Origin of the sequence: Candidatus Aegiribacteria sp. (assembly GCA_021108005.1) — a bacterium.
Taxonomy (GTDB): Bacteria; Fermentibacterota; Fermentibacteria; order Fermentibacterales; family JCC-6; genus Aegiribacteria.
Genome location: JAIORS010000001.1, coordinates 1 through 23,548 on the forward strand (window position 1 = coordinate 1; position 23,548 = coordinate 23,548).

16 protein-coding genes are annotated in these 23,548 nt (G+C 47.5%); 6 read left to right on the forward strand and 10 right to left on the reverse strand.

What is annotated here, in order from left to right; all coding sequences use genetic code 11:
• Positions 1–101: 101 nt before the first annotated feature.
• Positions 102–716 (reverse strand): hypothetical protein, encoded by a 615-nt coding sequence (locus K8S15_00005; GenBank protein ID MCD4774414.1) that lies wholly within the window; start codon positions 714–716, stop codon positions 102–104.
• Positions 717–909: 193 nt separating this feature from the next.
• Between K8S15_00005 and K8S15_00010 the strand changes: the two genes are divergently transcribed.
• On the forward strand, positions 910–1,197 hold the full coding sequence (locus tag K8S15_00010) for a T9SS type A sorting domain-containing protein (GenBank protein MCD4774415.1): 288 nt from the start codon (positions 910–912) through the stop codon (positions 1,195–1,197).
• 48 nt (positions 1,198–1,245) lie between these two features.
• Here the strand turns inward: K8S15_00010 and K8S15_00015 are convergent, their stop codons facing one another.
• The 4 genes from K8S15_00015 to ppdK all read right to left on the reverse strand — a co-directional run bounded on the left by K8S15_00015 (position 1,246) and on the right by ppdK (position 7,635).
• Positions 1,246–1,890 carry a T9SS type A sorting domain-containing protein gene (locus tag K8S15_00015; protein ID MCD4774416.1) on the reverse strand — a complete coding sequence of 215 codons (645 nt, stop codon included), beginning with the start codon at positions 1,888–1,890 and terminating at the stop codon, positions 1,246–1,248.
• An 18-nt stretch (positions 1,891–1,908) separates the two neighbouring features.
• On the reverse strand, positions 1,909–2,250 hold the full coding sequence (locus K8S15_00020; protein MCD4774417.1) for a hypothetical protein: 342 nt from the start codon (positions 2,248–2,250) through the stop codon (positions 1,909–1,911).
• A 146-nt stretch (positions 2,251–2,396) separates the two neighbouring features.
• Positions 2,397–4,817 carry a diguanylate cyclase gene (locus K8S15_00025; protein MCD4774418.1) on the reverse strand — a complete coding sequence of 807 codons (2,421 nt, stop codon included), beginning with the start codon at positions 4,815–4,817 and terminating at the stop codon, positions 2,397–2,399.
• A gap of 40 nt (positions 4,818–4,857) precedes the next feature.
• Positions 4,858–7,635: a pyruvate, phosphate dikinase gene (gene ppdK, locus K8S15_00030; protein MCD4774419.1), complete on the reverse strand. Its 2,778-nt coding sequence runs from the start codon at positions 7,633–7,635 to the stop codon at positions 4,858–4,860.
• A 270-nt stretch (positions 7,636–7,905) separates the two neighbouring features.
• Between ppdK and K8S15_00035 the strand changes: the two genes are divergently transcribed.
• The 5 genes from K8S15_00035 (at position 7,906) to K8S15_00055 (ending at position 13,585) form a co-directional block, all read left to right on the forward strand.
• Complete coding sequence (locus tag K8S15_00035; GenBank protein ID MCD4774420.1) at positions 7,906–8,376, forward strand: DUF1353 domain-containing protein; 471 nt, start codon at positions 7,906–7,908, stop codon at positions 8,374–8,376.
• Positions 8,377–8,460: 84 nt separating this feature from the next.
• The gene (locus K8S15_00040; protein MCD4774421.1) at positions 8,461–10,965 is read left to right on the forward strand and encodes a CotH kinase family protein; all 2,505 of its coding nucleotides are present in this window, start codon (positions 8,461–8,463) and stop codon (positions 10,963–10,965) included.
• Positions 10,966–11,052: 87 nt separating this feature from the next.
• Positions 11,053–12,114, forward strand: coding sequence for an OprO/OprP family phosphate-selective porin (locus tag K8S15_00045; GenBank protein MCD4774422.1), 1,062 nt, complete (start codon positions 11,053–11,055; stop codon positions 12,112–12,114).
• Positions 12,114–12,905 carry a polyphosphate polymerase domain-containing protein gene (locus K8S15_00050; GenBank protein ID MCD4774423.1) on the forward strand — a complete coding sequence of 264 codons (792 nt, stop codon included), beginning with the start codon at positions 12,114–12,116 and terminating at the stop codon, positions 12,903–12,905. The genes K8S15_00045 and K8S15_00050 overlap by 1 nt, the downstream gene beginning before the upstream one ends.
• Complete coding sequence (locus tag K8S15_00055) at positions 12,893–13,585, forward strand: DUF4956 domain-containing protein (protein MCD4774424.1); 693 nt, start codon at positions 12,893–12,895, stop codon at positions 13,583–13,585. Before K8S15_00050 ends, K8S15_00055 begins: the two co-directional genes overlap by 13 nt.
• 8 nt (positions 13,586–13,593) lie before the next feature.
• On the opposite strand, the gene K8S15_00060 is transcribed toward K8S15_00055, so the two are convergent.
• From K8S15_00060 to K8S15_00080, 5 genes are all read right to left on the reverse strand, one after another.
• A complete protein-coding gene (locus K8S15_00060; protein MCD4774425.1) occupies positions 13,594–14,187 on the reverse strand; it encodes a lamin tail domain-containing protein in 594 nt (197 codons plus the stop codon).
• 72 nt (positions 14,188–14,259) lie between these two features.
• Positions 14,260–17,565, reverse strand: a complete 3,306-nt coding sequence (locus tag K8S15_00065) for a CotH kinase family protein (GenBank protein MCD4774426.1) — start codon at positions 17,563–17,565, stop codon at positions 14,260–14,262.
• Positions 17,566–17,619: 54 nt separating this feature from the next.
• Positions 17,620–18,765 (reverse strand): hypothetical protein, encoded by a 1,146-nt coding sequence (locus K8S15_00070; GenBank protein ID MCD4774427.1) that lies wholly within the window; start codon positions 18,763–18,765, stop codon positions 17,620–17,622.
• Positions 18,766–18,914: 149 nt separating this feature from the next.
• Positions 18,915–22,706, reverse strand: a complete 3,792-nt coding sequence (locus K8S15_00075) for a hypothetical protein (GenBank protein MCD4774428.1) — start codon at positions 22,704–22,706, stop codon at positions 18,915–18,917.
• Positions 22,703–23,464 carry an NAD-dependent deacylase gene (locus K8S15_00080; protein MCD4774429.1) on the reverse strand — a complete coding sequence of 254 codons (762 nt, stop codon included), beginning with the start codon at positions 23,462–23,464 and terminating at the stop codon, positions 22,703–22,705. Before K8S15_00080 ends, K8S15_00075 begins: the two co-directional genes overlap by 4 nt.
• Positions 23,465–23,548 lie beyond the last annotated feature (84 nt).

Genomic DNA, 23,548 nt, shown 5'->3' on the forward strand with positions numbered 1-23,548 from the left:
GTATCATTCGGATGAACCAGTAAATTGAAATCAGAGTAAGGAAAGCACTGGATAGTTAATAGTAAGGCGAAGCCTTTTCAAGGTTTCTTCACCAGCCTTCCCTATTCAATACTTAGACCAAGCCCAGCTATGGTCTCATCAGCAATAGATAAAAAGTAGCCGTCCAGAGAAGGATAAATACTCTCCCAGTAACTCAGCCACTCTTCAGCCTTTACCGGATCAACCTTTGCCTGGGCGCTGGACTCGGTTCGCTCCATCCATACGGGAAGCTCGGCTGCGCCTATGTGCTGCATTTCCCCATCCACATAGAAACCCCCGATTGCAACAAGGAAAAATACATACGCTTCTGACTCCGGAACACTCATGTCCATGAAAGCAGCAGTATTTACACCTATAGCGTTTGACTCACCGAGGAATGATACAGTTATTGCATCGTAAGCCCTGTCCGCGTAATCATCACGTTCATCATAATCGTCTGTTTCGAAAGCATCTGTTCGAAGATCCTCGATCTGCTGGGAGAGTTCGGAAGACAATGCGATTTCAACTGTCTCCTGAAATAATCCCTCCAGGGTTTCAGAATCCATTTCGCCGGAACCGTCAAGAATCTCGTTAATTCTGTCTATTTCCGCCCAGAGTTCGGTATCCTCAGTGAACGCTGTGCCTGCAAATGCCGATAGAGCACTCAGCAGCAGTAATACGATAAGAAATCTTTTCAAAGTCATTCTCCCCCCGTTTAAAACATTCAGCACTGGTTCAATTCTATGTTCTATCGCTCGAATAATCAAGCCGCTGCGAGCGGGGTCGGACGTGCGAGCGGGGTCGGACGTAACTTCTGGTTACTTGCGCAAACAAATTCCGGCATATTGAACGAATAGATCACAAACATCCGTTTCGGACAACGAACAGCAAATCCCAGTCATCTCGCCGACATTTCTTGTTTGTCCGAATCCTTTCCGGAGTTCAACCACGATATGGATCAATCAGGAATCTGATACGAATATAGAAGTTACTATTTTCAATACAGCTGGACGTCTTATCCGGACAATCTCACCGGAGGAAGACAGGGATGACAACATCTATCCGGTTGCCTGGGATGGAATCGATGAGAACGGTTCTCTTATCACACACGGGATTTATTTCATCAGATCACGGATAGGAAATACTTGCCAGACTGTTCCTGTCGTATTCATGAGGTAGAAACAGTTACGTATGTCGCTGCAGTAGAATGCTGTTAAATTCTGCGGGCTAGAGTTTCAATAGCTTGAGAAACTCTCTGTTGCCTTCGCAATCGCTTACATTCACAAAATAGGCACCATCGGGAATCCCGGTTGCGTTCCATGTGTATGTACCGCTGAAGCTCACGCTCTCAAGAATTCTTCCCGTTACATCGTATATTTCAAGGATAGAAGCACCAAAAAAATCATTACCGGTTATCACAACGGACGAATAAAAGGGGTTGGTACTGCAGGACAACCGCAAGTTTGACAGAAGCGGTTTATCATCGTCAGCGATTCCGGTAAAAAGGTTGATCCTGTAGAGTTCGTCCGTTGTCTGGTTGCTCACCCAGAGGTACGGAGCATCTGTGCCAGTCTCGCAGGTGACCCCGTGTACGTCCGAACCGATCCCGATACTCGCGGGAATCGCATCCAGCACTCCTCCGGAGGCCTTCTCGTAGCATCTGATTGGACTTGTTGAGTTGTCCACAGCCATCCAGATATCGCCATTGAGGTATGCTATATCGTAACCTTTTTCTGGACCCCAGAAGTCGAATATGTAATCAGCTTTGTTTGAGAAGTATGTGCTGTAGAAGTTAAAAGTGTAGCATCCGTTATAACTTGAATAAGTGGTGCTTGCATAGAGTTTCGTGCCGTTCCAGCCGAGTCCCGTCACCGACGGGAGATACGAGCCTCAACAGAAGCAGTCACTACCCCCGTAGGAGCCGGAAGTTGTGTACCAGTACACATAGGTACTCGAACCACCATTAATGAAACTGCCGAACAGCTTTCCACCGTAGTAGGTCAGACCGGCAGGAGAATAGCTTGAGTAACCGCTGAAATCGAAGCTTACCTCAACGTTTCCTGTTACAGGATTCAGACCGTAAGCCTGTGAGGTGTTCTCGTCCAAACACCAGAGCCTGCCCTCACCCCAGGCCAATCCACTGATGTTGCTATCAGGCGCAGCAAGCGTACGATCAACCGAAGCACCAAAACATATTAAAGGTAGCAGTAAAACCATTCCCATAAGCTTCATACTATTCCTTTCACAAATTGTTTCAATCATTTTATATATATACACTACCCGTAAATTTGTAAAGCTTTTTACCATGCTGTGAGCTGATGTATAATTGACAACAGCACATTCTTTTTCTTCCTACTCCAACCAGGAGTCCTTGAATGCTATCCAGCGAACTGGCAGTTTCCGAGAGCTGGAGCCACAACCTTGTTCTTACCGGCTCGCTTGGCCATATACATTCTTTGATCTGCGTATTTTAGCAGCATGTTCCGGTCTCCCACATCCGTAAGGTAAGTGGACACACCAAGGCTGATACTCACTTTACCCCGGGGCTGCTGTTCCGAATGTGGTATAACGTACGATGATTCAGCAACTTTCTTACGAATCCGTTCAGCTATTTCGGCAGCTTCCTGCTCACCCGTAAAAGGAAGTATGCAAACGAATTCCTCTCCGCCATACCGTATAAGCACATCCACTTCTCTTATTGCGCTATTCATTGCTTTCACGACAGTTTTCAGCAGTGTATTACCCATGGGATGACCCCAGGAATCATTGTAATTTTTAAAATCATCTATATCCATCATGATAAGAGAGAAGGGGAAATTCGACCTGTCCGTTCTCATGAATTCCTCTTCAAGCTTCTCTTCGAAGAAACGGAGATTACCCAGTCCGGTGAGTTTGTCCCTTCGGGCAAGACTGAGTATTCTTGAATGAAGCATCGCGTTTTCAACTGCGGTAGCCGCATGGTTGGCCAGCGCAACGATGGTTCTTTCCGACTCATGAGTAAATCTGGCCGGTGCCGGGCTTTGTATATCAAAAGCACCGACAACTCTGTCCTGGACTATCATGGGAACAGATAATTCGCTTCTGGTTCCGGTAAGGTTTTCAAAGTACCTTCCATCTTCACGAACCTGCTTGATGTTGATAGCCTTCCTGTTGGTTATAGCACTTGCCACCGCGCCCTTCGAAATGCTGTCTTCAGGTATGATACTGCCAATTGCGGAAGGTTGTTTTATCTTGATGATCAAACCCTCCGGATCAGTTTCGCGGTCGTACCCGGCGGTTGACGCAACTTTTACAGAATTGGGGATCAGGTTTTCCCTGCTTCCTTCCGCCAGAAATACTGCTACTGCTTCAGAAGGAAAGAACCTTCGAAGAGCTTTAACAACCTCCTTGCAGATTTTATCAAGGTCCTGAGTCGAATTCAGCTCTCTTCCAATCACTGAGATGGTCTCCAGCTCCTCGTTTTTCTTTCTCAGGTTCTCCCTTAATGTATAACTTTCGGTAACGTTGTTTACCATGATAACGATTCCCGCGAAACGACCCGCTCGTTGAAAGGGAAGGTAACTGACATTCAGAACGATATCATCTGTACCGGCTTTTCCAACGTGTACCTGTCTATTCAGAACAGATTTTTCCTCGTGCAGTGCCTTGAAAAACGCGTCTTCCTTGCTTGAAGTAAGAACAGGCAGCACATCCTTCACCTGCTTCCCCTTCAGGGTATCCATATTCTTGCCGAATAGTTCACATGCCCTTGATGTCACCTGCAGAAGAATGCCCGAATTATCAACTACAAGTATGCCTGAATCAAGGCTGTTCATAATGGCTGACATCTGTTCCCGTTCATCTGTAACATCCTCGAGAATCATCGCGTTGAGAATCGCCTCCGCAGCATGAACAGCGTAGTGCCTCAGGGCTTCATAATCCGTTTTCTCGATCTTTCGACCTGTAAGAAATCTGTCACATCTAATAAGACCTATGGGCCGTCCTGCTGATACCAGGGGAGTATCGATGTAGTTAGTTGATCCTGCCCACCATAGTCTTTCGTCCGGCAGATCGATATCCTTTGATTTAACCTGAACGAGCTCCCTGATTGCTACCCCGACCGGAAGATCAGAGTAGTCCCGCACATGAATGGAATCCGGAACATCCGTGAGATTTCTTCCCCTTGCGACTTCAGTTACAAGCTCATCTGTCTGTTCCAGGTATCTGGTTAACCAGACTCTGTCAAAGCTCAATCCGGTGAGAATACCATTTGCCATCCTTCTGAAGATCTCCCGGACACTCATTGTTCTTCCCAGTTCCTCTGTGAGATTCCATGTAGCCTCAAGCCTGTTAACTCTGTTCTCAAGGTAACCGCAGAGTTTTTCGAGAATGGTTTCTCTATCTGGCGGACTGTCTCTTTTTATGCTGTAATCAGCGTTCGAGGGTGCGCTTTCTGCAAGTGACCTGCAGAGAGCAACGAACTCCTCGGGCCGGATAGGGAGTTCCTTAACGCTGTCAGCTCCCGCCCATTCAGCCCTCTGCTGAAGATAGGCGTCGAGTCCCGGTGTTAAAAGAAGAAAGGGAACCTCCGAGGTTGAAGGTTCCCTTTTTAAGTATCGGCATGTTTTTAAACCATCAAGCATGGGAAGGAAATACCCACAGACTATAAGGGATGGCGTGGAGACGTTTGCTCTGGCAATTACCTCCATTCCGGTCGTACAGATTATAACCTCGAACCCTTCGAGCCTGAGTACTTTCCCGAAAACCTGGAGTAGTCCAGCATCGCTGTCAGCGATTATTACACTTTTATTCCCATGCATTTCTCAAACACCATCTCCGTCGGGACTGTAACCGTGAAGGCTACATTTCATCGCCAATCTCAGCCTGGGCAGCTGCAAGTTTCGCCACAGGAACCCTGAATGGGGAACAGGAAACGTAATTCAGGCCCACCGAATTGAAGAAGCGGATTGACTTGGGGTCACCACCGTGTTCTCCGCAAACTCCAACTTTTAGATCCGGTTTTGTTTTGCGGCCCTCGAAAACTCCTATCTCAACAAAACGACCAACACCGTCAATATCTATTGATGAGAAAGGATCCTCTTCATAAATACCCATCTTCACGTAATCTTCAAGGAAAACAGCAGCGTCATCCCTCGAGAATCCACATGACATCTGGGTAAGATCGTTTGTGCCAAAACTGAAGAAATCAGCGTATTCAGCTATTCTCGCAGCATCTACAGCCGCACGGGGGATCTCAATCATAGTACCTATCCGGTACTTAATATAATCATCCTTGAACCTTCCGCTGCTCAGGATTTCATCGATAACTACCTGTGCCCTCTCCCTGGCTATCCGCAGTTCTTCCGGATGCCCAACGAGAGGAATCATTATTTCGGGGAGTACTTCAATACCATCCTGCTTTACCTCTATGGCAGCTTCCATAATAGCCCGTACCTGCATCTCCGAAACCTCCGGATAGGTAAGCCCCAGCCTGCAGCCTCTGTGACCGAGCATGGGATTGAATTCATGAAGCCTGTCAACGATGATTTTTATTTTTTCGACCGGCATATCCATTTCCCTGGACATCTCAATCTGCCCCTTTTCATCCTTTGGCAGGAATTCGTGCAGCGGAGGATCAAGAAGTCTTACGGTGCATGGCCGCCCGTCAAGCTCCCTGAATATCCCGGCGAAATCCTCCCTCTGAAGGGGCAGGAGTTCGCCAAGGGCTTTATTGTAATCCTCAAGAGGTCCTGAAAGCTTATTTTCAAGGATTGATGTGTCTCCCTCGGTTGAGGCAATCTCATTTTTTAGACTCTTTACCTCTTCCGAAACAAGAATGAGTTTTCTGAATGAAACTATTCTTTCATCTCCGAAGAACATATGCTCGGTTCTGCAAAGACCGATACCCTCAGCTCCGAAATTGACAGCTGTCCTGGTATCACGAACGGTTTCCGCGTTCGCTCTGACGCCAAGCCTTCTATATTCATTGGCCCAAGTCATCAGTTCCGAATAATTCTGATACAGCCTTGATCCAGAAGGATCGCCATCGCCAGAGGATATGGAGAGTATTTCAGAAGATTGTACATCTACTTCACCGGCAAAGACCTCACCGGTAAAGCCATCAAGAGCAATGATATCACCCTCGTTGATCTGGATATCTTCGCATACTATCTTTTTGGAGTCGCTGTCCACTCTTAAACTGCTGGCTCCAGCAACACATGGAAGCCCCATGCCTCTGGCTACAACAGCCGCGTGTGATGTCATTCCACCGCGGGATGTAATTATTCCCTTTGAAACCGACATGCCGCCTATATCCTCGGGGCTCGTTTCCTTTCTGCACAGTATTACATCTTCTCCCCTGGCAGCCCACTCTTCAGCGGCATCGGCGGTGAATACTGCCTTTCCGCATGCTCCTCCTGGAGAAGCACTGAGCCCGGTTGTCAGATACCTGGCATTCTCCTTACTGGCTTTATCGAGGATCGGAGCAAAAAGCTGGTTGAAACTTGCGGTGGGAACACGGCCTAAGGCTGTTTTCCTGTTAATAAGACCTTCATGGGCCATATCAATTGCTATGTTAAGCGCCGCGAATACTGTTCTTTTGCCCGTTCTCGTCTGAAGGATGTAAAGTTTCCCCTCCTGGATGGTGAATTCGACATCCTGCATGTCAAGATAATGCTCCTCAAGGATTGTTCTGATTTTCATCAACTCATCGTAGGCGGATTCGTTCACATCACGAAGGGTGGAAATAGGTTTCGGGGTTCTTATTCCGGCAACCACGTCTTCACCCTGAGCATTCATCAGATATTCACCGTAGAATACATTCTCACCGTTCGAGGGATTCCTGGTAAAGCAGACCCCTGTGCCCGAATCGTCTCCCATATTACCGAACACCATCGTCTGAACATTCACAGCCGTTCCCACAAGACCTGTTATTCCGTTGATCTGCCTGTAGCGTATAGCTCTCGGATTATTCCAGGAACCGAATACGGCATCAATTGAAAGTTTCAGCTGATCCCATGGGTTGACCGGGAATGGTTTACCTATTTCTCTGTCGTAGATCTTTTTAAACTCCGATACAACTTCCTTCAGGTCATCAGTGGAGAGTTCTGTATCAAGGTCTGTGCCCTTGCTGCTTTTCACACCATCAAGCGCTTCCTCGAAGGTATGATGAGGAATTCCCATAACCACATCGCCGAACATCTGTATAAATCTTCTGTACGCATCCCAGACGAACCTTGGATTTCCTGTTTTTTTGATCAGCGATTCTATTGAGTTTTCATTAAGTCCGAGATTCAATACCGTATCCATCATTCCCGGCATGGAAATGGCAGCGCCACTTCTTACAGAGACCAGAAGAGGCTCTTCACCTTCGCCGAATTCCTTTCCCTCGATCCTTTCAAGCAGGGCAAGCTTTTCCTTAACCTGCTCTTCAAGACCCTCCGGCCATGTTCCTTCCGTACCGTCTGTGTAATAACCTGAACAAGCCTCGGTAGATAATGTGAATCCCGGAGGCACCGGAAGGCCAAGTCTTGTCATTTCAGCCAGATTGGCACCCTTGCCTCCCAGAAGTTCCTTCTGTGTACGATTACCTTCTGTTTCATCACCGCCGAAAAAGTAGACATACTTCTTCTGATCCATGCAGCACCTCATTTTTTATGTGAGTAGAAATTCACGAATGTGTAATATAAGGGAACAAGCGGCATCAAGTCTACTTTCAGCGCTCAAAATTGAAGGCTTAACAGGTCTGAATATCCTGAAAAAATATCCTCTATTCTGAATTTTCCAGACCAGTAAACCAATGCTGCAAGAAAGCTGCTAATTAACCATGCTGACTCTTATCAATCCTTTCCGCTATATTAGTTATGGTTTATTAATGGGAGGTAACACTTGAGTGTCTTTACCGAATCGCTGGTAGTCTCACCCCTGTCGGATGGAAGAACATGGGTAATACTTCGGCCCTTCGGCTACGATGTAGGGAATGAAGGCAGCAGTGATACGGTAAGGGTAAGAACGGGTTTCATGACGGATTTCGCATCAATTCCAAGGCTTCTCTGGGCTTTCCTACCCTGCTGGGGCAGATATGGCAACGCCGCAGTGATTCACGACTGGCTTTACTGGATACAGAAACGCTCAAGGAAGGAAGCGGACGGTATAATGCTCGAAGGAATGACCGTCCTGAAAGTTCCTGCCTGGCAAAGATATTCCATTTACTTGGCTGTAAGAGCATTCGGATGGATGGCATGGAAGCGAAACCAGTGGGACATGAACGCAGGTTTTCAAAGAGTTCTCATCAACTACAATCTCAAAACAGGCGAAAGGTCCAACCGCCCTGGTCTCATCTCCAGAAGCCTTCAGCATCTTCGGAACCGTTCTTCCTGAATCACTCTTTATAATTGAGATCAGTAACCATAAATACGTGAATAGGTCAGATAGGTAAGTCCGACCTTGATTTGAAAGAGGATCATGCAGATTGTTCTGAGCGCTATAATTTTTCTGAGCAGCCAGGGTTCACTGAACAGTTACCATCTGCAAATTGACCCTCTATACCTCGCTAGTCTTTACGCTGATTCACTTACCGACCTTCAGTTCCCTGCTCTCATCGAAACCAGCGCTGGCTGCTGCAGCTGCTTTGCGGGTTTCAGAGGGGGAACATCCCTCTTATGTCCCAAGAAAAGCTGGAAGATCGAACCGAGTGACCCGGCAATGATGAATGCATCGCATATACTCCTTGACGCCCAGTACAGAGACCAATCACTTATGCGAAACGTTCTCGGTCTTATGCTGTCTAGGAAGCTGGGATTCCCTGCTTCCCTTACGGAACATGTTGAATTCTATATAAATGATGTGTACTATGGCGTTTACGTTCAGGTTGAGAGAATTGATGAATATTTCTACAGCAGGAACGATCTGGGTTACGGCCCCCTCTTCAAAGCGGTAAGTCATCTTGGAAGATTCGCCTGGCAGCCCTGTGATACCCTTGGCTCATCGGGTTTTGACGCTAAGCTGGGCAGCGAAGAATATCTTCAACTTGTAAGAAGCCTTATAGACAATGTGAACCTTCGCTCACCACTGTCGTTCAACATTGAGGATTTCATCTCCAATGCCGCGATCAGCCTGGCTATAAGGGACGAGGACGCAATTATTAAGAATTTCTATCTTCACCTGCCTCCGGACGGTATCTGGAGGTATTACCCATGGGACCGAGACTCTTCTTTCGGCAACAGATGGAATGGGGTATACGAACCTGAATGGGTAGAGGATACATCAATGTACTGCTTCACAATATCATCATTGCTGACCAATCTCTTTTTCAACAGCGCAAATCGAAGCATGTTCGAAGATTACATGCTTCAGATCGCCACGATCATGGAGGATGATCTTCCGGCCGTCATTGACTCCATTTACCTTGAAATACGGGAGAGTGTATATGCCGATACAATGAAACAGGGTACAAACAGCGATTTTGATGACGCAGTTGAGATTCTCCGCAGTTCCTTGATAGAAAGAGCTGACTTCCTGCCGGAGATAGCGGAAGCTCCTACTCCACTGGAAGTCGTGTCAATGACCCTTTCGCCGTGGGATTTCCAGCCCGGCAGTAATACCGATTCGGTAACGGTAACGGTCGAGTTTGAACACCCTCCAGACAATCCCGGGGCAAACTGGTGGAGCTGCGGGTCCGATGTATACTACAGCAGTCTGACCCCGATTGGCGCATCAGGCTGTGTGTGGAGCAGAACAATTGCTTTTCCGTCAGGTATCGATCATATCAAATTCGCCATTGTCTATTCTGTCGAAACAGAGGAGGACCAGGCGATATTCCACTACCCGTTCTACAGCTTCCCGACATCTTCTGAACGCAGGGTCTGCGCACCGACGGCAAGAAGAAGTGAATACACTGCGCATCATGAGGATCTGGAAATATTCGATCCTATCAGATACACATCATTCCTGTGGTCGATTCCCATTGTAAACGCATCTTCGATCCCTGTCGATCTTTCTTTCTACGGATTTCAGGCGGGTGACCCTCCGGCAAGACTCTTCGCGCCGGAAGATGAGGTAATGCTTCCGGGAGATACTCTATACCTTACAAACAGCGAGGAACTTCTAAACAGGATGCTTCCCGATGAAAACATATTCGGGGATCTTGTGCTGGATTCCCCCGCCGGGACCGAACTTCGAATACTTGACCCGTCATGGGCAACAGCCAGAGCCATGACTCTCGGAGAAGAAGTGCAAGCCGGAGAATCGAATGTACCGGTAATACTGTCGGAAATCTGTTTCAGCGGTGATGCCGGGGACTGGATAGAACTGTTCAACCCCGGAATAAACAGAGCGGATCTCTCCGGATTTCTTATTGTTGATGGGCAGAACCATATGTCCATTCTTCCGCAAGGTCTGTTGATCAATCCCAAGAACTATCTGATCATCTGCGAATCATACGATTCGTTCCGCTCAGTTTACGAACAGGATATCGATGTGATTCAGGGTATTGATTTCGGGCTTAACGATGTAATGGATGGAGTATCTCTTCTCGATGAGGATAAGCCTGTTTTTTCGGTGATGTACGACAGCGAAACCTGGCCCATATCGGATGACTGCGTACTTTCACTTATCTCACCCAGATTGCCCCTTGCAGCTTCGTCAAGCTGGGAGGGAGTTGAGCTGCCCGGTACTCCGGGAGCTCCCAATCCCGGATGGCCGACAATCCTTATTAATCCATTTATCGAATCTCTGCGGCCTAATCCAGTTTTATCTTCGTTTTCGCTTGATTACATTATCCCGAATTTACCGGGAGAAGCACTTGTTTACGATATCTCAGGAAGACTGGTACTGCAGCCCCAGGCCATTGAATTGTTTGAAGGAACCTTATCCTGCGAGCTTCCTGCAGCACTGAGAGCGGGTGTATATTTTGCTGTGATCCGATCCGCTGGAGGCATGGCATCAAGGAAATTCATTCTTCTGCGATGAACGAATATTTACTGCGACAGGAGCTGTATTTCACGGTTTGTTATGATTATATTTCAAGGTTGATTAACTTGATCAAGAAAGGGAAAAATGAAACATGCCTGTATTCGCATTCTGCTGATGGTATTACTGATAACCGCTGCCGCACTGGCAGATGTCGATGTGGAGAATGACAGAGCGGATAGTTTCACTCTTTCAGCGTACGCCAGAATCAGATTCAGTGAATTCGGTGGAGCACTGACCATACCAAATCGCTCCTTTGGTATTGAATCTGCCGGTCTTACGGCCGATTTCGGTATTACGGACAACATCAAAGGCCAGCTTCAGCTGGAAACAAGACCTGATGAAATTTTCCTGAAAGACTGTTACATACTCTGGGAATCCTTCGATTTCCTTGAAGTTCAGGCCGGCCGTTTCAAGAAGCCATTCTGCCTTAATACCTTAACCAGCACATGGGACCTTCAGGCAATTGCCCATTCCATTTCGCACAGGGAATTGAGCAATCTTCTGTATTCAGGCAGAGACATAGGTTCAGTATTCATTGTGAATCCCGATGTTACAGGATTACCTGAATTGTCGCTGGGTGTGTTCAACGGTTCCCCGGACTGGATTAACCAGGACAACGAAATCCAGTACGTTGGCAGGGCTGAATTCGAGCTGCCTTGCGATATCGTTGTTGGTGCCGATCTCACATCGCTCCGGTTCGGCGAGGAGGATGAATTTTCTGTAGACGGTTACATATGCTCCTCAAAACAGGTAGCCATCGGTGGGGACCTCCAGCTCGAAACCAAGCTCGCGAAGGATTTCTCGCTGCTCATGCGAGGTGAAATCGTAAGGGGCGACAACTGGGCAAATGCTGATGTGATTAATGGGGAGATCGCTCCCGAATTTCAAACGTGGTGGTTCACTGGTGGAATCTCATGGAAAACCGAAAAACCTTCCCTTGAAAGTATCTCAGCGTCGTTAAGCATGGCATCATGGAAACCGGATCGATCCGTGGATTCCAGGGAAGATGAACTGATCTTCACAGTAAGTGTTGATACAGGCACCCCCGTAACAATCAGGGCCGCAATGGTGAATCACCGCCCCCATAATATCATCTTTGAGGAAGACCGCACCGATTATATACTTGAGGCCGCACTGGATCTCTGATGAGAATGGACGATGCTCCCAGACTGCATTTTCACAGGTACGAATTCAAGTATCTGATTTCCGGAAGTACATTGTCGGGAATACTCCGCGAACTTGAGCTTCGGCTCGATCGGGATATTCACTCGGATACTACCGGGAGCTATTTTGTAAGAAGTCACTACTTCGATACTGACAGTTTCGACCTTTTCTATGAGAAACTTGCGGGGTTGCGGAAACGGTACAAATTCCGCCTGAGAAGCTATTCATCCACAGCACGGTATTCCAACCCGCTTTTTCTTGAACTCAAGGGCAGGACTGACAGCCTGGTTTACAAACACAGGCTGCTTCTGGATCCCGGGGCCATCGAGAAATCAATGAGAAATGGAACAATACATTTTGCAGAACTTCTGCTTGATACCCATGAGTCAAGCAGAACCGGCAGTAGATTTGTGTTCGACGCGTTCAGAAAAAGGATTTCACCCAGCGTGGTAGTTGACTATCATAGAACAGCCTTTGAGAACAGGGCAAACCCGGATTTCAGGGTTACGCTGGATAGGGAAATTCTGGCTTACAGGGCGGGCAGCAACGGACATCCCGCTGGTAACTGCCATTTAATATCCGATGGTTCAACCGTACTCGAGATCAAATTCCGGTACCATCTTCCGGCCTGGTTTCACCGTCTTATCCAGGAATTCGAGCTGAAACGAATCTCTTTTTCCAAATTTGCGTATGCTACAGATGTTGTTTATATGAATACGTACTACTCGAATCTTGATCGAGTTCTCGAAAGGAGACCGGCTTGTCTGAACTGACCCAGTGGTTCACGCAGAGTACAGAGGAGCTTGGATACAGTCCGTTATCTGTAATTATCAACCTCGTACTCGCCCTCTGCGCGGGACTCATTATCGGCGTTATATACAAAAAAACTCACAAAGGGCTTTCCTACTCCCAGTCGTTCGTAATAACCCTGGTACTGATGTGTATTACGGTAAGCGCGGTGATGATGGTTATAGGAAGCAATCTGGCCAGGGCTTTTGCTCTCGTCGGAGCATTGACCATCGTCCGGTTCAGAACTGTAGTCAAAGATACCAAGGATACGGCCTTCATCTTCTTCGCACTGACGGAAGGGATAGCTTCTGGTACGGGCAACTACATTCTAGCGGTATTCTCCACATTCTTCATCGGTACCGTCGCGATGATTCTCTCGAAGACCAACTTCGGTTCAATAAACAGGAGTGAATTCATTCTCAGATTCCGGTTCAACAGGGAATCCGGCGATGAGCAGGCATACATTGATTTCATTTTGGAGAGGGCCAGTAAAAGTACGATCATACATATTGAACCATCCAGCGATGGGGTGTATCTTACGTTAACTTATGACCTGTCGCTGAAATCCGGAATTAACTCACAGGATATTGTAACCGGACTGAGCAGCATCCATGGAATAGATAATATAAACCTGGTTGCGGCCACCAACGACATAGACTACTGATCCTGATTTCACTCCTGGCTGTTTACACCTCCGGGAGTGCCCCAGCAAACAGGATCTCCGGTTTCAGGATCTGTGTCGGGACATGCCCAGTCAACTGAGGGCATCCAGTTATCTTCATCATTCGCCGCAGAGAGGTTGATTTTCTCCAGGGAGGAACCCCTGCCATCGGCTTCGCTTCTTGTTGTGTCTCCTTCGGCAAGGCCCCAGGTATCTGAATAAACAAGTTCATCCAGAACTTCTCCTGTAGACGAATAAAGGAGAAGAGTATCACTTGAATTGGAAAGCTTCGTCCATACTCCATCCCATTGGATAACTGCGATAGAGGATCCATACGCTTCCGAAAATGACGGTTCATCTGCCGCTACAATAACCCGAGCTGACGCTTCCAGCAGGAAATCCTTGAAAAATAGCTGATTCCCTCCATCGCTGAGCATCATTCCATCAAGCTGCAGTGGAATAACTCCGACATTACACAGTTCAATCCATTCGTACCGATCATCAGGACCGAGAGTTGGTCCATCCGGATTGTACATGATTTCGCTGATAACAATATCTCCCGGCGCAGCTATCACAAGTGAAATGAATATTGAAAAAAGCAGCACAACAACCTCCTGTTTTCTGGTGCTTAAAACCTGCACCTTATATAACTTAATCAGTTAAGGAAATATACCGTATTATTCATTAAGAATAACAATTTTCCTGCTTTCCGACAGCCCTGCTGCATGGCGCACATGAATCAGGTAAACTCCTGTCGGGACATAACCGCCCCAGCCCTGAAGCGTATCCCAGTGCAGTCTGTGTTCTCCCGTTTCAAGGTACCTGTCCATAATGACATCCACAAGCCTTCCCGCAAGATCGTACACAGAAACCACCGTCTGGCCGGCATCGACTGTTATATCCAGGGTCACGGAGCTTGAAAAAACCGGATTGGGAAATGGGTTCGAAACCTGAAGGTAACCCGTATCCACATGTGGAATGGAGTTCGACCACCCTGGAGTGCAGAATTCAAGTATACTCCACTCCGCCCCTCCATCCGGGATTCTACCGAAAGAAACATCGGGAGGGATGGCTCCGAAATACTTGAAATCAATAAGTCTGGGAGCATCACTATCAAGGAAAGTAATGATGTCCATCTGACTTCCCGCAGGCTGTCTTGATAAGTAGAGACTGTCTCCATTACCAGAAAGACGGAAAGGCAGGTGACATCCACTCTGCCACTGGTGTTCATCAGCCCATACAACAAGATAACTTCCCGAAGGCACCGTTGTTCCAGGTGGGAACTGGTATACTGCAAGATCGCAGGGATCATCCGACATGTATACCCAGCTGAGGTCACAGTCGTATCCGGAGCCGTTGTAGATCTCGAACCAGTCGTCGTACTCGCCGTAACTGTCTGCTACTGTATTATCATTCACCGATTGAATCTCGTTGATGACCAATCCATCGAATATCTGGGGAAAGAACACCGCTCCCATATCGGATATGGTACCATCAGGATCTTCAATCAGCGGGGATCCGGTATCAATACAGGGTGAGTTGTACGAAAGGTGATAATCACCCCATCCGGCGAACTCGGGGTTATTCGCAATATTGCCCTCACCTGCCCACGGTTCGTTTCTTCCTGTCAGGCTGTAGCTTACTGCTAAGATCGAACCATTTTCTATACTGAATACAGTTGAATTAGAATCGAATATTGAATTCGTCACAGTTGCGTTTCCCCCGGTTGACCCCGTGGTTTTTCTGTAAGCTCTTACTCCAATATCGCAATTGCAGATAGTACAGTCGGTTATTTCGGCAAAGGAACCATCCTTGACAGCTATAGCGGTGTAACAGTCCGTTACTATGTTGCCGGTAAGTGTTACATTGGATATTTCACTTCCAACGGCACCGATTCCAATGGAAAAGCCTTTGTCCTCAACGTTCCAGACCCTGTTATCCTTAAGGATAAGTGTGCTGCTGTTGGCATCGAAGGCGTCCCCTTCTATGTTGAATACTTCACAGTTTTTTACCAGATATTCCCCTGTTAAACAATCTTGAAATTCAACTCCATCATGGTGTGAAGATGGCGGATTGGTCATGTTGCCGAAACTGCTGTTCAGTATAGTGGCCGATTTTCCATTTTTTATGTAAAACAATTCTGCGGAATTCCATCCTGTAAGATCGCAATTATTCATGTAGACAGTACCTCCTGATAAATGGAGACATCCCCGATTATTCCCGAAGAAACAGGATTCAAATATCAAATCAGCCTTATCGGATTCAATACAGGCTCTGTACTGACTTCCTGCACTGAAACCATCAGACCCTGAGAACACTGTATATGTAAACTCCGCTTCTCCACCCGTAAGCATTATCCCGCCCCAGGGTTTGTTTTCCATATTGGCGCAGAACACGACCGAATCACCGGGAGAACCTTCCGCATAAAGATTCCCCTGACAGATTACGCTGCAGTCCTCATTGAATCTGAGTACCGTACCCTGTTCAATAGAAACTGTGCTTCCCGAAGGAATTAAAATGTCACCGTTGATTATGTATGGAGAATTCGCCGAAGTCAGAAAAGTTTGACCCGACAGAGTTCCTGAAAGCGCGGTGTAGTCAAGCACTACCGTAAAAGGCATGTACTGGTTGAAAGCCACGGTATATCGCCAGGTTGATACCGCTTTGACATCCCAGGCGTAATTACCTGCCGGGAGCCCTGATATAGTAATGCATGTATCCGTAAGCCCCGTATATTCTACCATGGTTGAATCCGGATGTCCCGGTATGGGGAATCTTCTCACTCTCAGCGTATATGTAACTGGATCTCCATCGGGATCAAAGGCATGATTCCACGAAGCAAAAAGATCAGGACTTGCGCAGGTTTGATTACTGGTAGTTGCAAATGGTCTTGGACAATCGTCATATTGACCGTGAAGGCTGGCTGGTCTTTGTTCGATAGGAACATATTTCAAGATTTCGATTGCTTCATAGAACTCATCAATATCAGCAATATCATCATAAGTATCTTCTGAAACAGCGTCTTCCAGTTCAATGGCGAGAGAATCTATTACATTGAAAAGCGTATTTGTGTTGAATACCTGCAAGCATATTTCATCAAGGCGCTGAAATGCCAGTGCAAGAAGATAGTCGTTCAGAAGCAGTTTATCCACTAGAGGATTATCGGGCCAGTTTATATTCGCTCCCCAGGTATAAAGCCCGTATTCATAGCTGTCGAAAGTTTTATCTACATCCCACGGGAGCATCGTCCACATTCCCGTGTTCCATACATCATGGTAAAGATAGTAATTGTGATAGTATGTACTGAAATTGGATGTAAGCCAGTTCACCGCGATAATGGTCAACAGATCATTCATATCAAATCGTTCTGCAGCAAATTCCAGATAATTATCGGAAGAAAGAGTATCCAGATCTTCTATCAGCTGGTATAGGTCATTCCATCCTGACGATGCACATGATGCTTTAGTCCATACTTCTTCGACGTTATCGTAAGCACTGAGGCATGAACCATCCATTGATGCCTTGTACAGATTACACTCAGGATCAAGTGAGTTTTCGACAAGGGACAGGGAATCGTACGGTGCTGTTCTCATGTATAGTCCGCGGTACTCATCGTTTACATACATCCTGGCGTAGTCAACACTGAAACATGGGTAATCCAGCCTGCTCATGATAAAGGCAAACAGATAAGAATGCATGTACGAACGATCAAGGTACTCAGCGTTGAAATTCCATTTCTGTCGACTGTCCAGAGGTTGAGTTATGGAAAATGTTATTCTGAAGGATTTTTTTGGATATCTGCGTGAAGAATCTCCTCTGATCCTCATTCTAACATTCTGGTACAATGCACCATCCTTCTCAACAGTACAATTGATCTCAATTTCTTCATCCCAGTTCAAGATCATATTATCGAATTCATTCTGATCGCAGATGATATTGTAAGAAGGGACTTCAGCATCTATGATAGAAGCTGAAATCAACATGAACGATATTCCTAAAGTTACAACATATTTCATTTTTAGCAGACGCGGTCCTGTCTATTTCCTCTTCCAGAGGTAACTGAGGAAATCCTCTATTTCGCGGCGCTCTGTTTCGTTAAGCGGCTCAATTCTTTCGAATACCCAGGAACAGACTTCCCCGGGGCCGTCAAACTCGTCCAGTCTTCCAGCGATTGCAGCTATTACTTCCGCCATTTCTTCCCTGCGGACCAGGCTGTGAAGCCAGTAGCCCTCCTTCTCGGTCTCGCCAAGAAGATCGGTTTTAATCAGAGAATTCAGGTCCACCGCCTTGGTAAGAGCATGATAGTGTTCTCCGAGCTGTGATGTGGAGACCCCGTATTCATCAGCCAGCTGTTTCTGGGTGAAATGGGGGCCGTATTTCGTTACGGCATACTCAAGTGCCGCTGCCCATATCGCGGGCTTTCTGCCCTCTGGAGGGTTCACCGAGCAGAATTCATTCCATACATCAAGCGCCTGTCTGGATTTCATGCGTGTGTATCCATGGAATTCCATCATACCGCTTACCATGCCGGCAACAAGATCCTCTATGGGAAGATCCTCATGCTGAAGGGCTTTCCTTTTCAGGCTGACCCTGAGAGATTCAATTCGCAGGAGAGTATGCTCTATCTTCTCATCAAACGGAGCGAGCTCGCGCGCCTGCAGAAGGAGATGAAGGCTTTCCTCAATTCTGCCCGACTTCGCTTCCAGCATGGCTAAATAGGTTAAAGTGGTCGGGATTCTGTATTTTTCCCTTCGCGCTGTTGCAAGAAGAATTCTCTGCGCTTCTTCATCGTTGTTCAGCATGAGATGGACCAGGCCGAGTTTCCGCCTCGCGTCAAGATCTTCCGGAATAAGCTTCAGATAATCCTCAAGCGCTTCCCTTGCCTGCCCGAACCATTCGAGTTGCAGATAAGCATCTGAAACAAGCAGCAGCCCCGCGGGACCGGGGACACCATGCCATTTGAAATCGGACAGTCGAAGAGCGGCTTCCCTGGAACGTCCCTCGCTGATATCAAGCTGGCTTAGATTCAGTATCGCCAGATCCTCATCGGAGGTATTTCTGATGGAAGGGTCGGCAAGAAGCCTTTCAAGGCTTTCCCTGACGACTTCGTTGTTCTTCTCCTTCCGTGCCTTTTCAACCTGCTTCCAGAGCCAGTCTATTTTGTCACTGGATGAATCAGCCAATATCAATCCTCCCTAGGAGCCTGTCTAACAATGAAACATTGGCATAAAACCCACACAGCTGGCTATAATACTCGCATATTACCGTCAAATACATCCAGTATTCTCCTCAAATCTCCGAGCATTCTATCTCAGCCGTGAGAATCTTCTGCTCAATGTACATTGTCAGACACACTCCTGGTTACAGCCAGTATGCCGAATTCCTCTACCGTTCTGCTGAATACTGAAGCGCCAAGAGCTTCAGCTTTAATTTTGTAAATGTAGGGACCCGAAGCAATCGTGTCTCCATCGTTGTCAAAACCATCCCACAGTATCTGGTTGTAACCCTGGTTGCAGATCCGGGTAAGCTCTTCTATCCTGGTTCCTGCCACTGTAAATATTGAAACCGATACCTGGGCATCTTCGGATACGCGAAAGCTGAAACACCTTCTGCCGTTCCCGGGGTTAGGATACACAACAGCTTCGGTAATAGCAAGATCACTGTTTTCAAGGATTTTAAGATCCAGTGTATCCATAGAACCGTTTCCCATCCCGTCAACACTCCAGAGTATCAGTGTATGTTCCCCGGCTGACAGCGCTTCAATTGTATAAACAAGATGTCCGGTAACCGAACTTCCTCTGTTATAAGCAAAATATGAACTTACGTTGTTCCCGTTACCATCAATGAACAGATTGAGTTCCTTACCTGAACCCCCGAGAAGGCAGATACCGCTTGAATCACATATTTCGGCTTCAAGTGTAATGTTTCCGGTAAGTTCAGGATGCTGGATACCTTCGTAACCCCTTATCCACATGTTTACGGATGGCCCTTCAATATCACCGCCCGATGGTATTCCCGTGATAAGAACAGCAGGATCTTCAGCTCCGGATAGAATGGATTGATCCGCCAGTGTCTGTGCTCCCGCACGGGCCATATTACCGATCGTTGACTGCAAAGGAATGAAGCAGTCTATGCTGAATTCGCCGCCTTTTACAATCTGTGTACCGTTGTAGGCGGTACCGCCTAATCTGATGTATGAAAGCTGGGAATCACCCAGGCATGTGTAAACAGTATTCCAGGATGATTCCAGTATTTCAATGAACGCCAATCCGTCATTCTGAAAACCCGTACCGGAAATCGTATTCAATTCCCCGCTTCGCAGTGTATCACCCGTGATGATTATGGATCCATCGGGTTTCGGAAGAGGAAGGGGCAAATCAGGATAACCGAACATCACGTAAAACCTGTTATTTGTGTTATATGAGCCTGAAAAGGCAAGTTTTGACTGCCAGACCGCATCACCTACCGTAAGATCCTGATGATGACATAGGGAATCGATAATACTTCTGAAATATCGGTAATTCGAAAAACTGCCGGTTCCTCTGGTGGCTGCTACGCTCGAAATGCTGCCTCCGGCGGGATGAAGAACAAGAGTTTCAGAGATGGCATCGCTGCCCGGATTATCAAATTGCCCTACGTGACAGGTAGCCCAGAAGGAAACCGGCAGCCTATGCCCGTTGTTGAGGCTGCCAACATCTTCCCCAAGCAGAATCACTTCGTGAGCTATCTGATTAGCTGCTCCGTGCCCTTGATAAAGCATAAACAGAAATCCCTGATTCAGTGTTTCAATAAAACTCTCTCGCGCTTCAGGTTTTTCCGGGTGCGGACCTTCAGGTGGCCATTGGCCAGGTGGCCAGGGGTATTCAATAAGGTAGAATTTCTCCCTGGATATGCTGCGTGGAATAACTTCTTCGGATGTATGTTCACAATTCAGAGTGTGATCGGTTTCATTCTGTGATCCTCCCCGACCCCACTCGTCATCAGCTGTAACAAGCGCCCTGTTCATCCATGTACCACCGCTCTGGCCAGTAACGTAGGCTAGCAGCTTTGCGGTACAGGTACCCAGCTGAGACAGATTATCCGCAGGTATTCTGGCTATCGGAATCTCCGGCAGAACAGCGTTTTCATGAACCATTACATACATATCATCAATACAATTATCCTGGTTTGATCCAAGTTCTATCCAGGGCGGTATCATTACAGGTTGTGTGGTTGAAAATCCAAGGTAATCGTAGTGTCCGTCACCGGCAAGAATTACTCCCTGCAAACCTCCAGACCAGCTGTCGATTCCCCATCTTACGGCTGACCTGATAGCGCCCGGATCGGCAACCCCCTGTCCGAACTCATCGTAGATCTCCGAAGTTGTCGCAACCACGGGATCATGTCCCTGTTCGATGCTCAGGTTTTTGATTCCACAGATACCGTTGTACATTGAAGGATGAACTACAATGAGCCTGTCACCATCAGATATAGTACCTGCAAGACGTCCGGGACTGGCGGACACTACTGAATCCGGAGACAGCCAATCACCTGAATCCATAAGAATCATTACCGATGAAGTGTCAACATCGTATGAGAAGTCCAGCTGACCACCGGAATGCTCTGCACCGGTAATCAATTCAGGTGAATCGAAGTCGGAAATGTTGTAAGCGCTGCAATCGGTGGACACACCTGAAGCTCTGAAATTGTATCTTCCGATTCCCTCTCTGGATGGAAAAAGAACCCTTCCCGAAAGGTTACCGGGTTGATCAGGATATTTTACATGAACCGAAACCAGTCCCAGAATACCATCAGCGACATCCTCCACCAGTTCAATTTCAAGGTTGCAGGAGCCGGAAAGCTGAAGGCTGTCTGCTTCCAGCGTTCTTTTGCCGGAACCGTACCAGGTATCTGTGAGAACCTGGTTCCCGTTGATAAAGACGGCAACTGTATGGGACTGTGAGGAATCAGTGATAACGGAGATGCTTAAAGAACTCCTGCCTGAATCGCTAACCTGGAATGGTAGTGTAATACTCTCTCCCTCTGAAAGTGTCTCCCATACCCATCCTGTTGTAGTCTCATACTTCGGTATCCAGATATGTTCTTCTCTGAGCCATATGTCGGTAAGAATCGTGTTTCCCCATTGGGGGGACGAATCGGGCTGACCGGAAATATCTTCTATCCTCCGGCCGTTCTCGGCTCCCCATGTAAGCCAGTAGACATTGTTGGTCGCGTATCTGTGCTGCAACCTGAAAACCACCTGATCGGAAACCTGCCACCTTGATAACCCTCTTCCGAAGAACTCAATGGAGTCATCTCCGTCGAAAAGGCCATCACCATCCCGGTCAGTTACCGTAAAGGCTACTTCTGAAAGCTCATGGGAATCCTCCGGTTCGTAGCTGAACATCAGCCCCGGACCGGTAAACAGCCTGAGAGATGCACAGGGAGAACCGATAATCTGACAACCGTTATCATGCAACTCATTGCCCGATAATGTGTAACCGCCGGTATTCCCGACAGCTATTCTTGCCCAGGGCTTTCCCCAGAAAATACCTTCATCGGTTCCATCAGAGCCGTTTCTCCAGAAATGACAACCTTCCGGGGCGATAAGCCTGAGCAGGGGATTCCTTTCAACGGAGATTCCTCCGGGCGAAGGAGTCCAATGCAATTGAAGATCAATTCTCGAAGCGTAACTGCTACCGTTCTCTCCCGCAATTGGGAATACCGTAACCATAGCCAGCCGGGTTCCGGCAAGAGGGATAATGCCATCAAGTATGACATGCCTGTCTGCAGGTGAAACCGGATCGGCATCGATCTCCCTGGTATTCAAACCTTCTCCCGTTATGGCGGGAGTCCTGATCTCGCTGGAACCTATGCCCGTTGATCTGTACGATGCTGCTGAATAATGCAGTTCAGGTTCCACTCCGTTGGGAATCGGGATAAAAAGGGTCAATGAAGGGCGTATTGGTTCACCGGCGGCAAATCTGGTCGGTACTCCGGGAAAAACAGGATAACTGCCATTGCCGGTATTGAACAGAACAGGATCTTCAAAGGTCAGTACGGTACTGTACCCGCTTGAGGGATCAGCCAAAACAGGTACTGTTATCTGTGATATTGATATACATATAAGAATAAAAAACGTCATCCGTCGAATACCGCCTTAACTATTTCTGTAAGAATAGTGCCCGCGGCACCGCGCAGGCTTAAAGTTCCACCAATTGAAGATAGAGGGGTTTCCTCCGGATTGATCTCTATAACTTGTGCGCCTTTGCGCATAGCGATGAGCGGCAATGAACTGGCCGGATAAACAACCATGGAAGTACCAATTACCAGCATCAGATCACAGCTCTCCGCAAGTCGAAATGCCCTTTTCAGAGCCTGCTCTGGCAGCTGTTCTCCGAAGAGTACAACATCCGGCCTCAGTATACTCCCGCACGAACATCTGGGTGGAAGATCCTTAAAGAGTTCCTCGGTCATTCTCACATGGGGAGCACCGCATTCGTTCATGCAGGATGCCGTTCTCAGACTTCCATGAAGTTCGATTACATCCCTGATGCCGGCTTTCTGAAGGAGCCCGTCAACATTCTGCGTTACGACCGGAAGAGTACCTTTCTCGTTCTGTATCTGTGCAAGCGCATGATATCCGGGATGCGGCTCAAGCTCTTCGCAGGCTTTCAGTCTTGTTCCGTACCACTCCCATACCAGTTCGGGATTTTTCCTGATACCCTCGCGGGAGGCAAGATCCTCAGCTCTGTGTTCCTTCCAGAAGCCATCCTCTCCCCTGAAAGTCCTGACCCCGCTTTCCCTGGACATTCCGGCTCCCGTGGAAATAACAGTGAGCCCGGCATCGATTATCATTTCCGCAGCTTCCGATATAAGGTTCAGGGAAATCAATTCCGCCATAACTCTCCTTTTCTCATAATCTTCAGGGCTCCCGTACTACTGCCATTATATCGGTTACGGAAGCGGATGCGCCATCAAGTGTTG